This window comes from Bacillota bacterium (assembly GCA_012837285.1).
In the GTDB taxonomy this organism is placed as follows: domain Bacteria; phylum Bacillota; class DTU030; order DUMP01; family DUMP01; genus DUNI01.
This window is the reverse complement of the sequence record DURJ01000075.1, coordinates 36,783-50,024: the sequence shown is the minus strand read 5'-3', so window position 1 is coordinate 50,024 and position 13,242 is coordinate 36,783. Positions and strand designations below refer to the sequence as shown.

12 protein-coding genes are annotated in these 13,242 nt (G+C 49.4%); 10 read left to right on the top strand and 2 right to left on the bottom strand.

The annotated features are described in order from the left end of the window. Positions 1–505 precede the first annotated feature (505 nt). Both GX016_04565 and GX016_04560 read left to right on the top strand, forming a co-directional pair. Complete coding sequence (locus GX016_04565; GenBank protein ID HHT70834.1) at positions 506–1,339, top strand: GIY-YIG nuclease family protein; 834 nt, start codon at positions 506–508, stop codon at positions 1,337–1,339. Between the two features lie 84 nt (positions 1,340–1,423). Continuing rightward, on the top strand, positions 1,424–1,630 hold the full coding sequence (locus GX016_04560) for a hypothetical protein (GenBank protein ID HHT70833.1): 207 nt from the start codon (positions 1,424–1,426) through the stop codon (positions 1,628–1,630). Between the two features lie 1,709 nt (positions 1,631–3,339). On the opposite strand, the gene GX016_04555 is transcribed toward GX016_04560, so the two are convergent. Next, positions 3,340–3,933 (bottom strand): DNA-3-methyladenine glycosylase, encoded by a 594-nt coding sequence (locus GX016_04555; protein HHT70832.1) that lies wholly within the window; start codon positions 3,931–3,933, stop codon positions 3,340–3,342. 210 nt (positions 3,934–4,143) lie between these two features. Between GX016_04555 and GX016_04550 the strand changes: the two genes are divergently transcribed. The 4 genes from GX016_04550 to queG are packed head-to-tail and all read left to right on the top strand — an operon-like array spanning position 4,144 to position 8,560. Beyond that, positions 4,144–5,301 carry an NADP-dependent malic enzyme gene (locus tag GX016_04550; GenBank protein ID HHT70831.1) on the top strand — a complete coding sequence of 386 codons (1,158 nt, stop codon included), beginning with the start codon at positions 4,144–4,146 and terminating at the stop codon, positions 5,299–5,301. 25 nt (positions 5,302–5,326) lie between these two features. Further along, positions 5,327–5,887 (top strand): O-acetyl-ADP-ribose deacetylase, encoded by a 561-nt coding sequence (locus GX016_04545; protein HHT70830.1) that lies wholly within the window; start codon positions 5,327–5,329, stop codon positions 5,885–5,887. An 8-nt stretch (positions 5,888–5,895) separates the two neighbouring features. Next, entirely contained in the window at positions 5,896–7,494 is a 1,599-nt protein-coding gene (gene pckA / locus GX016_04540) for a phosphoenolpyruvate carboxykinase (ATP) (GenBank protein HHT70829.1), read from the top strand. Beyond that, positions 7,487–8,560 (top strand): tRNA epoxyqueuosine(34) reductase QueG, encoded by a 1,074-nt coding sequence (gene queG, locus GX016_04535; protein ID HHT70828.1) that lies wholly within the window; start codon positions 7,487–7,489, stop codon positions 8,558–8,560. The genes pckA and queG overlap by 8 nt, the downstream gene beginning before the upstream one ends. Here queG and GX016_04530 read toward each other — a convergent pair. Beyond that, on the bottom strand, positions 8,557–9,375 hold the full coding sequence (locus GX016_04530) for a LysM peptidoglycan-binding domain-containing protein (protein ID HHT70827.1): 819 nt from the start codon (positions 9,373–9,375) through the stop codon (positions 8,557–8,559). The two genes, queG and GX016_04530, sit on opposite strands and share 4 nt — an antisense overlap. Before the next feature lie 15 nt (positions 9,376–9,390). On the opposite strand from GX016_04530, the gene GX016_04525 reads away from it, so the two are divergent. The 4 genes from GX016_04525 (at position 9,391) to GX016_04510 (ending at position 13,223) form a co-directional block, all read left to right on the top strand. Then, positions 9,391–9,777, top strand: a complete 387-nt coding sequence (locus tag GX016_04525; GenBank protein ID HHT70826.1) for a hypothetical protein — start codon at positions 9,391–9,393, stop codon at positions 9,775–9,777. A 10-nt stretch (positions 9,778–9,787) separates the two neighbouring features. Next, the gene (locus GX016_04520; GenBank protein ID HHT70825.1) at positions 9,788–10,492 is read left to right on the top strand and encodes an HAD family hydrolase; all 705 of its coding nucleotides are present in this window, start codon (positions 9,788–9,790) and stop codon (positions 10,490–10,492) included. A gap of 68 nt (positions 10,493–10,560) precedes the next feature. After that, positions 10,561–10,962, top strand: a complete 402-nt coding sequence (locus tag GX016_04515; protein HHT70824.1) for a YjbQ family protein — start codon at positions 10,561–10,563, stop codon at positions 10,960–10,962. Positions 10,963–10,997: 35 nt separating this feature from the next. Further along, a complete protein-coding gene (locus GX016_04510) occupies positions 10,998–13,223 on the top strand; it encodes a vitamin B12-dependent ribonucleotide reductase (GenBank protein HHT70823.1) in 2,226 nt (741 codons plus the stop codon). The last annotated feature ends 19 nt before the right edge of the window (positions 13,224–13,242 follow it).

The following is a 13,242-nucleotide window of genomic DNA, read 5'->3' as shown; positions in this document are numbered from 1 at the left end:
GGGATGAAATGAGGGTAAAACCCTCAGAACGGCAGGAGTATTACTGTAAATTAGCCGTAGTTGGCCCCATAAAATGGAAATTGTGTTGGTTGCAGTCCATTTTGGTGAAAGAAGCAGGATTTGGGCCTGGTTTTCGCACCGGAATCATTATTATATAGCAATAAATCACTCTTTTGCGGAGGCGAAGTATAGCAGAATTGATATTACTAACGATCTAAAAATAAAATATCAGAATTATTTGCGGCCTGAAATCAAAACTATATCAATAAGCCAGTTTAATGAAGATGTGTGGTTGGAAACCTTATCGATAACAATTATCAAAGAAAAGGGATGGACTTAACACAACTGATTTATTTACAGATGATGCGAGTGAGGTTATCAATAAGAAATATAACATTTTTGGTATTGAAAATGGGGGTGAAATTTAAATTATGTTGAAATTAGAAGCTTTGTTCATTTTATGCAACGAATAGCAAGTACGATTTCCTTGTTGGGAGGAGAAATCATGCAGAAACCATTGTTATTAAACGACTTACTACATCTAAATCAATCGGATTTAGATAGAGCAAAGGTTAAATTCAATCAATATAATGGTGAGATAGAGCCTATGGAAGCCTATCTCCGCAATCCCGATGATGTAAATACTATTTGGCTGTTTTGGAGAGCAAAGCGTCGGTACTTCAATGTTGGAGAGATTGCGCTTTGCCTTTTCCAGCTGTCATGGAATACTTGGCTTCTTTCAACTATAAAAAGGGTTACACGGGAGCTGGGGGTAAACGACGGAGTAAATTACGAAGGCGAAGAATTGTTAGACTATATGCCTTATTTCGGGCGTGTTATAGTAAAATACCGAAAAACACATCAAACTCAAGTTGTTTATGCAAAAAATATTATAGACGAATTGGTAGTCGAGCAAATCTTACCAAGTATATTTGATGGGGTAGATTTTCCGGGATACGACAAGGTTCGATTATCTTATGAACAGCTCTCAACCATAGTACATAATCATAAGAAGGATTGGGTTGCAGCTTTGGAAAAACAAAAAGCTGTCTATCTTATTACCGACAAGTGCAGCGGAAAACAGTATGTCGGTTCGGCATATGGTGAAAATGGTATGCTTCTGCAGCGCTGGTCAAACTATGTAGTCAATGGTCATGGAGGTAACAAGCTACTCAAAGAAATAGTTGAAGATTCCGGGTTTGATTATGTTAAGCAAAACCTTCAATACGCAATCTTGGAGTATTACAACGCTCGCGTGGACAAGCATATTATCTTAGAACGCGAATCTTGGTGGAAAGAGACTTTAGGGAGCAGAGCATTCGGGTTAAATGCAAATTGAATTTGTCACTTACCATGCGAGATAATATTGACTTGTTCCTGCACATATAGAAAAGTTACATATAATTCAAAAAGGAGAATGCCGATGCAGAACATAAGCATTAACCGCAGCAAGATTGTGTTCATCAACCTTACCGAAATGGATGAATACAACGGTCTTGAGGCAAATCTCAAGGGTGGTGGTAGATTTGTCGAGCAAAATGGATATGGCCACGAGATTTTTAACCTCCGGCATGACAACGGAAAGTGTTATGGATATACACCACCTTACGGGAAAATTAATCTGCCCTGAATATCGAATGCAAGTAACCACGATGCACTTGGAGACTACATTGATGATGTTTTTGTAGTCTTCACTTGTTCCCGTGAATCAGAGGGTCGGATAGTCTGTGGTTTTTATCAGCACGCTCGTGTCTACGCTGAACCTGTGAATGATGATAGAAGCACACGAGTAATTGAAATTAATGGGCAAAGCGTCTTTGCCGAATATAACATTGTCTGCAACGTGGAAAATGCGATTCTGATTGATCGGAATGACCGTGTTAAACAGTTGCTGCACTCAGCACGCAATAATGGTGTTGGACATGGTCAGAAATCGGTATGGTATGTTGACAAGCCAGAACGCCAAAAGCTGAAAGACGATTTGCTTGACTATGTAGAGACGCTCATAAATCAGGCAAACTCAAGCGATAAATATAAACACCACCTCCTGCATGATGAAAGCAGAACGTACGTAACATCGACAAAGCAGATTTACAGTTCCTCGGTTGCCGACTAAGAGGGGGTGCAAAGACCATAGTGATGGAGTCAGTAGCAAGGCAGATACCCTTGCAAAGCATAATCTACAAACGAAAGAAAGGCCTTCCGCAGCCAGCCTATGACAGCAGAAAGCCCTTAAATCAAGCGGTTTCTGCCTCTTTGCCAACCGGCAATAGTGCAAGAATCGCTTATTTGCATTGTATCAAAGACGGTACGAACATAGACCTGTTATGAAATACTGGCGGTTTATATATTGACTTGTTTCCGAGAACGGATTAGAACCGAATTATACTGTGGAAATGTTTCCGAGAACGGATAATACCATAACAACCATGCTCGACCTGTCTCCGAGAACAAAAAAATACCAAATTACAGTCAAGACATCAAGGTGAGCCTATCGTGCCATGTTGAATGTGTTGTTTTGATCGCATGAACAATTCTATTCGTAGACGTATTGGCAGCGGAAGTAATGTGGTGTAGTATTGTACTTGTATTGGGATGTTCTTTCCGGTTGTTCGTAGCAAACGGCCCATTCGTTCTAGAGCAGGTGATGTGTTCTGAAGAACGTTTATGTTGTACTGACCCAAACAGGTACCATAGTATCCACGATTATTCGTCACTACACGCATGATCAGTATAATCATGCTTCCATTGCTTTTGACCCCTCGTTGGATGTAATGTATTCTTTCGGCCGGAAGCACCGTTTCAACGTGCTCAACAACGGCTTTATCGAAGAGAATTTCAATCGTGGGCTGTTTGCGGTTTTTCCCAATGCCAGGTGCTTGGTCCTGGAGATTACGGTTACCGAAGAACAATACCAAACCATGCTTGAGTCAGTGGAATTGTTTTTGCGTCGGCAGGAAATGTATCGTTATAATATAGCGGGCTTGCTAGGCTATATGCTTGGCATAAGATTAACGCCGAAAGATCGATTTTTTTGCTCCCAATTTGTAGCTTATATACTGGGAAGAACAGGGCTTTGGCCAGGTGTTCCGGAGCTGACCAAGCCCATGGATTTCCTCAGGATACAGAAAAGGAGTATCATATTTGAGGGTACGGTAAAGCAGTATAAAACTCTCCGTGCACTTGAGAATGAAAGTCAAAGGCTGTCGGCTAAGTACAAATCTGTTTTGTCCTTAATGTATCTGGCAGCTAAGATAAGAGAGACTAGTCGGTGGCTGGTAAGGCACGAGGGGGGGTATCTACGGTGTCGCTTGTTGTGGTGCAAGGTTGCCAACCATATCATGGCTTCCAGACAAAACGCCAGGGAAGCTGAGCCCATTCTCCGGCGTAATCCACGTTAACACGTGGTTTGGTACAGATGTTTTCCGGTGCTACCGGGATACCGGGAGTAATAAATAGTTTATTACCGGTTAGATCATAGCCATATTGCTCTTTGCTAATGCCCAAAGCCTGGCACAATTTGCCGGGGCCATTGGTAAGTTGGTATAATTTCTTTGGTGTAAGGTCTTGTTTGAACCGGCGCCGGGTTAACATAAGATTTATGCCGTCTTTGGGTTCTAAGGCTCGAACCAGCACCGCTTGCGGTTGTCCTTCGGTAGCTACGACTACGTTAAAACAATAGTACATGCCATATATGAGATATATGTAAGCGTGTCCAGGTGGCCCGAACATGGCCTGGGTGCGCTTTGTCTTTTTGCCACCATAGGTGTGAGCGGCTTTGTCTTCAGGCCCCATATAGGCCTCGGCTTCAGTAATGTAGCCGGAGACTATGCCTTCGACGGTAACGTGGACGAGAAGTTTTCCCAGTAGGTCGGGCGCTACTTCCAGGGCTGAACGAGCGTAAAAGTCAGGGGGCAGCCGCTGAGAGAGCATTATGATCTAAGCTCCTTTCTTGGCTATATCTTGTATCTGGTCCTACTTTGAGCTAACATCATTATAACCGATGTTCTTACGAGCATTAAGGTATATAATAACAAAAAGCGCAGGAGTAAAGACGATAGTGGGTCTGGAAAGCAGGAAAAAGAATGTGGGACCAGGAATCATAACTGATGGGAATAGACGGAAGAAAAGAGGGTGACTTCGGTGGACATTAACACCCGTGCCCTGGTGTTACATAAGAAAAATCGTGGTAAAATTAGGATTGAAAGCAAGGTTCCGCTTCGTAATAAAGATGATTTAGGGCTGGCATATACACCGGGCGTGGCGGAACCGTGCCGGGTTATTGCTGCCCGGCCGGAGGAAGTATACAACTACACTGCCAAAGGTAATCTGGTGGCGATAGTAACTGACGGCAGTGCTGTACTGGGGTTAGGTAACATTGGACCGGAGGCGTCGCTGCCGGTGATGGAAGGCAAGGCAGTATTGTTTAAGGCCTTTGGCCAGGTGGACGCAGTGCCTATTTGTTTGGCCACTCAAGATGAGGATGCTATCGTAGAGACGGTTAAGCTTATTGCACCGGCATTTGGGGGTATTAATCTAGAGGATATTAGTGCCCCACGGTGTTTTACCATTGAAGAACGACTAAGGACCGAACTTTCGATCCCGGTGTTTCATGACGACCAGCACGGAACGGCCATTGTGGTGCTGGCAGGCTTGATCAATGCGCTTAAAGTCGTGGGTAAGGAGTTAGAGGAAGCTGCGATTATCATTAACGGGGCCGGAGCGGCAGGCATTGCCATTGCCCGTTTGCTCACTCTGGCCGGAGCAGGAGATGTGGTTTTGTGTGACCGAATGGGAGTTATTTATGCCAGCCGACCGACAAACAATGCTGTGAAGGAAGAATTAGCCTGTGAGACTAACCGGGAAGGTATCAGGGGCGATTTGTCTGCGGCCATGCCTGGGCGAGACGTATTTATCGGCGTTTCGGCACCAGGTACAGTCAATAGCCAGATGGTGGCATCCATGGCCCGGAAACCGGTGGTATTTGCCTTAGCGAATCCCGTACCGGAGATCTTCCCGGAGGAAGCTCAAGCTGCCGGTGCAGCGGTAGTGGGTACAGGGAGATCGGATTATCCCAACCAAGTTAATAATGTGTTGGCTTTCCCTGGGGTTTTTCGGGGTACCTTCGACGCCCGGGCAGTACAAATTACAGATGCGATGAAGTTGGCGGCAGCGCAGGCATTGGCCGACATGGTGGGCGCCAGAGTCTCGCCGGAGTTTTGTCTTCCTGATGCGTTTGAGCCTGAGGTGGCAACTCGTGTTGCCCAGGCAGTAAGAGTAGCGGCGACCGAGAAATATTGACCAAGGAGGAAAAGAATTGGAAACCATTTTTGAGCAGACAAAGTTAGTGTTACTACAGGGGGATATTACCGAGCAGACGACGGAAGCTATTGTTAATGCAGCCAACAGCAGTTTGTTAGGCGGCGGGGGAGTCGACGGGGCTATTCACCGAGCTGCCGGCCCGGCGCTCCATGAAGAGTGTCTGGCGATTCGGGCCCGTCAAGGGGGTTGCCCTACCGGCCAGGCGGTGATAACTGGCGGCGGTAATTTAGCCGCTCGTTATGTGATCCATACCGTGGGGCCGATTTGGCGTGGAGGCGGTGAAAACGAAGCGGAGCTTTTAAGTCAGGCGTATCGCAACAGTCTGTGTTTGGCTCAGGAGAACGGAATTCGCTCGTTGGCATTTCCGTCCATCAGTACCGGTGCCTACAGATTTCCTTTGCGGGAAGCGGCGGCCATAGCTTTGGCTGCGGTCAAGGAATTTGTGGCTCAGCAACCGGAGGCATTAGATGAGGTGCGGTTCGTTCTGTTTTCTTCTAAGGACCTGCAGGTATACCAAGAGATCTTGACCGAGATGATTGATTCCAACCAATTGCCGTACGCTTAGCAGAGAGGATGGTGGCCATGGCATTTAACCATATTCAGCCTGTATTGCCCGGAATTAGTAAGACAGCATATCGTAATCTACCGGTAGCCAAATTAGTGGAGATGGCTGTGCAGCGCGACGAAGGAGTATTGACTGCTACCGGTGCCTTGAGAGTCGCCACCGGCAAGTACACAGGACGGTCACCCGATGACAAATTTCTGGTGGATAGGGAGTCGATCCATGATCGTATCTGGTGGCAAAACAATAAGAAAGTGATCCCGGAACAATTTGAGGCCTTGTATCAGCGGCTAAAGGTCTACCTGCAGGATAAGGAACTGTTTATCTTCGACGGCTTTGCCGGCGCTGATCCATCTTACCGGCTCCCCATCAGGGTGATTAACGAACTGGCCTGGCAGAATCTATTTGCGCACCAGCTATTTCGGCGGCCGGTAGCGGCGGAGCTTGCGGACCATAACCCAGAGTTTACCATTATCGCTGTCCCCGGGTTTCAGTCTCAGCCGTCTGTAGACGGTACCAATTCTGAAGCGGTTATTATGCTCGATTTTGAGCAGCAGTTGGTGGTAATCGGTGGGACTTCATATGCCGGCGAAATTAAGAAAGCAGTGTTTACAGTGATGAACTATCTTCTTCCTTTGCGTGGTGTTTTGCCTATGCATTGCTCTGCTAATGTCGGCCGAGCCGGTGACGTAGCCTTGTTCTTTGGGTTATCCGGAACCGGAAAAACCACCCTGTCAGCCGATACAGAGCGCTTTCTCATCGGTGATGACGAACATGGTTGGTCTGACCACGGCATCTTTAATTTTGAAGGCGGCTGCTATGCCAAAACCATTAGGCTTTCTCGGAAGCATGAACCCCAGATCTGGGATGCCATTCGCTTTGGTGCCGTGTTGGAAAACGTGGTACTAGATCCGAATACCCGGGAAGCGAACTATGACGACGACAGCTTAACCGAAAACACTCGAGCCGCCTATCCCTTGGAGCATATTCCAGGGGCCGTGGTCAAGGGGACCGGCGGGCAGCCGCAGACGGTAATTTTTCTGACAGCCGATGCTTTTGGAGTGTTACCACCGGTGGCTAAACTAACCAAGGAGCAAGCCATGTACCACTTTATTTCCGGCTATACGAGCAAACTAGCCGGTACAGAACGGGGCATCACCGAGCCGCAAGCGACTTTCTCCACCTGTTTCGGAGCTCCGTTTTTACCGCTGCCGCCCACTGTTTACGCACAGCTGCTGGCAGATCGAATTGTCAAGCATAATACTGCTGTTTTTCTCATTAATACAGGTTGGTCAGGAGGACCATACGGAGTAGGTGAGCGTATGAATCTGAGTTACACCCGGGCTATGGTTAGAGCGGCCATTGACGGCAGTTTGAAAAACGTTGCTTACCGGCCCCATCCAGTGTTCCAGGTGCTAATTCCTGCCAGTTGTCCCGGTGTTCCGTCTGAGATCCTGGATCCGGCTGTGAAGTGGGATAACAAGGACAAGTACCAACAAGCGGCCACACAGTTAGCAGCGCTCTTCACCCAGAATATGACTAAGTTTAGGGTTCCGCCGGATATTCTAGCCGCCGGCCCGGGCGGTGGAGCGAACATAAACAGTGAATAATCTAAGCCAGTGTCTCAAAGACAAGGCCAAGGTGTTAGGGTTAGCTCCGGTGGGGATTACTTCGGCGGCACCTTTACCAAAAGCGCGAACTGTTTTGGAACAGATCAATACAAGCGGATGCCGAATCCCATTTACCACCGGCGATATTGAGCGGCGAACTAATCCGAATCTGGTCTGGCCGGAGGCGGAATCATTGGTGATGGTAGGCTTACCGTTTAAAGTCCCGGCCGGCGGCCCCAAGGTAAGTGGAGAGCTAAGAGGATACTGGGCTGCCGGTACTTGCGGGAATGACTACCATGATGCCTTATTAGAGAAATTGAGGGCGCTGGGCCACTTCTTGCAGGAAACGGTTCCGGGAACCAGAGTGGCAGTGTTTGTCGATACCGGGCCTTTACTGGAGAGAGCTTTGGCTTATCGCGCCGGGCTGGGTGTCTGGGGGGAAAACAGCTTCATAATCCGGCCTCAAACCGGACCGGCCTTTTTTTTGGGTGGCTTGGCGACTAATGCACCTCTGGCTCCAGACCAACCATTGAGCACCTCCTGCCTAAAATGTGGGCGCTGCCGCGATGCTTGCCCGACAGCAGCACTGTCGGTTCCATACCGGCTGGACTATCGGCGCTGTTTGTCCTATTGGACCCAGGCGAAAGAGCTTATGCCAGCCGAACTGCGACCGCTTCTGGGCAACCGTCTCTACGGCTGTGACACCTGTGTACGGGCTTGTCCGCTGATAGAAAAGTCACCCCAGGAAGGGGTGACGGTGGATTTGATAAGATTCTTGGCCTTCACAGAGGAGGAGTTTCAAAAGGAGTACGGTACCAGCAGCGCTGCCTGGCGGGGGCGGACTGTACTGCAGCGAAATGCCGTGCTGGCATTAGGCAACAGCGACCGCCGACAGGTGGTTCCGATCTTAATTCAGTGCCTTAAGGATCGGCGGACCTCTGTGCGAGCAGCAGCGGCCTGGAGCTTGGGCCGACACGGCGGCCAACGGGCCTATGTGGCCCTGCGAGAGCAGCTTAAGCAAGAGCCGGAAGCGAGCGTGCGGACTGAAATTGAATTTGCGCTTTAACGGATCTCAACGTAGATGGTAATCACTTCTTCGCGCAATTCACGGGCTGTGTTCCAGGCTACGACCCGATAGCGTCCAGGCTCTACCCGACGGCCCGCGCTGTCTACTTGAGGCCATTGTTCGGTAAAGATCATCGTCTCTCCGGGCCGAGCGTGGATGCGCTGCACAGCTTGGCTGAAAGCGCGACCATCGGACCAACGCCAGATGAGGCGGTTATCCTGTCTGATTTCAAACTCGTATCGTTGCCCGGTTAGATAGGTGAGGGTTTGAGTTCGGCGACAGGTATTGGTCTTAGTGAGTTTCATCGTCACGGGCGTACCACGGGTATAAGAGGTGCGATCGGTGGACAAGGTGAGCCGGAAACACTCTGTTTCGCGTTTTTCTTCCGGCGGCGTAACCGGAACAGCAGCTTCTGGGATTCGCAGGCGCAGGCCCGGATAGACCAGGCCAGGGTTGGCTCGTACGAGATCGTCCAGAGAGATGCCGTAACGGCGGGCGATACTAAATAATGTTTCACCTCGCTGAACCACATGAACAGTCACACCGGGAGGGGCTGGAACAGTGGGAGGTGTTGGTACTGTTGGTTCTTCCACTGCAATAATTACCAGCTCTTGGCCGGGGAAAATCTCACTGCTGGTAAGGTTGCTAGCAGTCATGATCTCTTGTTCCGACACACCGAACAGACGAGCTATACTCCATAAGGTATCGCCTGGCTGTACCACGTAGATAGCCATGGCAGGGCCTCCTTTGTACGATTTATAGTTTATTGTATGCTCCGAGGTCTTTAGTTGTCGAAGCAAAAGGCCGAAAAACATAATGAGGGGTGTGAATTGGCGATGGAAGTGTACGATCAAGCTTACGCTTTAGCGCGAAGCTTACGGAACTCACAGAGTTTCCAACGCTTGCTGCAGGCGGAAAAGGCTTTGGCGCAACAACCGGGGAAGTGGGAAAAATTGCAAGAGGTACGGAAGAGACAGCTAGAGCTGACGGCAAGAGAGCTGGCTGGGGAGAAAATAGCGGCGGAAACTATTAGGGCACTGGGGCAAATGATGGAAGCTTTGGTGGTAGATGAACAGATTCGGGAATACTTGGCAGCAGAAGAGCGCTTTGGTCGCCAGCTGGCTGATGTGCAGAAGATATTGGGGGAAGTGCTCAAGGATCTAACTCTGCTGCAACGTGATCAAGGCGGGGAAGGAGTGCGATCGGATAGTGACTAGGGGACGCCAAGTGAAAAGCTTATTATTTGATCTTGACGGCACCCTAATAAAGCTGGACATGGCGGCTTTTTTACCCCAGTACTTTAAGGCTTTAGGGAGACACGCAGCTCGTTTTATCGAGCCGGAAGTTCTTATCCAAAAAATTATGGAATCAACAGCAGCCATGATAAACAATCTTGATCCCAAGCTGGCCAATAAGGACGTATTTGAACAAGATTTTACCGCACGCTCAGGTTTAGCAGCGGAGGAAGTTTTGCCGTTATTTGATTCTTTTTATGATCATGTTTTCCCCCAGTTGGCTGGGGAAGAAGTCCAAAGCCCCGGGGCCCAAGAAGCAGTGAAACTGGCGTTGGAGCGAGGACTGGAGGTGGTGGTAGCCACTAACCCGGTGTTCCCATTGCAGGCTATACGGGAGCGGCTGCACTGGGGCGGATTTGGGGACACCGAGTTTACGCTGATAACTTCTTACGAGAATATGCATTTTTGTAAGCCTAGACGACAGTATTATAAAGAGATTCTAAGGATGCTGGGCCGAAAACCGGCCGAGTGCTGGATGATCGGCAATGATGTAGGGGAGGATCTGGTGGCCGACGAATTGGGGATCAGTACGTTCTTGGTGCAGGATTATCTAATTCCCGGGCGTAAGGAACCGGCTGCGACCCGAACCGGGTATATGGCCGATCTACCGAACTTTGTGAACAGCGTAACTGGATAGGGAAGGAATACCATTCGGTGGCGTGGAATACTAACAGGCGCAAGAATGAGGTGAGGAGGCGGTAACAGCTGTTTAAGACGCTGACTGTTCACACCAAATCCACCAGTGAATTTGTGGATATTACGGCTGAGCTGACCGAGCTCGTAAAGGAGAGCGGGATTACCGATGGCGTCTGTTACGTCTATGTGCCCCATACCACGGCTGGAGTGACTGTAAACGAGAGTTACGACCGAGCAGTGGCCCGCGACATCGAAACCACCCTCTCCCGATTGGTACCTCGCTTAGGCGATTATCTGCATGGGGAGGGAAACAGCGCGGCTCACATTAAGGCAACCTTAGTGGGCTCAACAGTAACTCTGCTTGTTAATGACGGGGCCTTGTCCTTGGGGCGCTGGCAGGGCGTCTACTTTTGCGAATTTGACGGACCGCGAACCCGCCAGGTTCTGGTGCGGATAGCCGGTTTACCGTGAGGGAAATAGGCCCAGAGCGAGGAGGAGCCGGTTTGATGAAGGAAATCGAACCTGAATTTACTGCTAACGCCTTAACAGTGCTGCAGCGGCGCTACTTGAAGCGGGGCGCTGAGGGAGAAGTTTTGGAGACGCCGCGTGACATGTTGCAGCGGGTGGCGGTGCACGTAGCTGGTGCGGACAGGCTCTATGATCCGGAAGCTAACCTGGAAGAGTTGTCAGCTCAGTTTTATCAACTGATGGCTAGACTGGAGTTTCTCCCTAATTCCCCGACCTTAATGAATGCTGGGCGCGAATTAGGACAGTTGTCGGCCTGCTTCGTATTGCCGGTGGAAGACTCCATGGAAAGTATCTTCGAAGCGATAAAAAACACGGCGCTTATTCATAAGAGCGGCGGGGGTACCGGGTTTTCATTCTCCCGCATACGACCGCACAACGATGTGGTTATGTCCACTAAGGGGATTTCCAGTGGGCCGTTGTCGTTCATGCGTGTTTTTGATGTGGCCACCGAGACGATAAAACAAGGCGGAACCCGCCGTGGTGCCAATATGGCTATCTTGAGAGTGGACCACCCAGACATCATAGATTTTATTACCATCAAGCAAAACGAAGGTGTACTTACAAACTTTAATCTGTCGGTGGGATTAACCAAAGACTTTATGGCTGCGGTTAGAGAAGACCGAGACTATCCTCTTATCAACCCGCGCACGGGGCAGGAAGTAAAACGGCTGCAAGCACGCAAAGTCTTCGACCTTATCGTTAACATGGCTTGGGCTAGCGGGGAACCGGGGATAATCTTCTTGGACCGGCTCAATAGGGACAATCCCACGCCGGCGCTAGGTGCTATCGAGAGCACAAATCCATGTGGTGAGCAGCCACTGCTTCCGTATGAAAGCTGCAACTTGGGTTCTATTAATCTTAGTCTTATGGTTCGAGGCGGCAAGGACGGCCCAGAGGTTGACTGGGAACGTTTGGGTCAGGTCACGGCTCTGGCTGTACATTTCTTAGATAATATAATCGATGTAAACCGCTATCCGCTGCAACAGATTGAAGAGATGACCAAGGACAACCGCAAAATAGGTCTCGGTATTATGGGCTTTGCCGATCTTTTGATCAAACTGGGTATTCCTTACGACAGTGAACAAGCGGTGGCATTGGCGGAAAGGGTCATGGATTTTATTCACCGTAAGGCTCGTTCTGCCTCAGAAGCCTTGGCTAACAAGCGAGGTCCTTTTCCTAATTGGGAACAGAGCATTTACAGCGGACAAATTAAACTCCGCAATGCTACCTTGACCACTATTGCACCTACAGGGACCATTTCTATTATCGCCGGCACATCCAGTGGGATAGAGCCTCTGTTTGCTTTGTCCTACCTGCGCAATGTCTTGAACGACGATAAACTGCCGGAACTGCATCCACTGTTTTTACAAGTAGCCAAAGAGCGCGGTTTTTACAGCCCGGATCTAATTGAGCGACTGGCAGAACGAGGGAGTGCCAGGGGGTTGGAAGGAGTACCGGAGGATGTACAGGCAGTATTTGCCACTGCCCATGACATTAGCCCTGACTGGCACATTAGGATGCAGGCAGCTTTTCAGAAACATACTGATAACGCTGTATCTAAGACCGTTAATTTCCGCCACGATGCCACTTGGGAGGACGTAAGAAAAGCCTATTTGCTGGCGTTTGATTTGGGTTGTAAAGGTGTGACCATTTATCGTGACCGCAGCCGCAGCCAACAAGTATTGAATCTGGGTGCGGCTTCAGGCCGCCAGCCGGAAGGGACTCTTGCTCCCCGACCGCGTCCGCGGGTAACAGCCGGTACCACTGAAAAGGTGAAGACCGGTTGTGGCAACCTGTATATTACGGTCAACCGCGACGAATATGGTATCTGCGAGGTGTTCACCAGCACAGGCAAGGCCGGCGGTTGTCCATCGCAGTCGGAGGCAACGGCCCGGCTGGTGTCGCTGGCGTTGCGCTCCGGTGTAGACATAGAGGCTATTATCGACCAATTGAAAGGGATTCGCTGTTTATCGACGGTATCGCGGAAAAACGGTGGTGAAATTAAAGTTCTTTCTTGTCCAGATGCCATCGGTAAAGCTATTGAGCAGAATTTTATGCAGGGGGGCAATCCGGTCTTTGAGTCAAGCGAAGATGCCGATGCCGAAACAGATCCCGGGACAAAATGCCCGGATTGCGGTACGGCCTTAGAACACTCCAGTGGCTGCGTAACCTGTCCTGCCTGCGGTTATTCAAAGTGCAACTAAAATTAGTAAGGGGGATTTT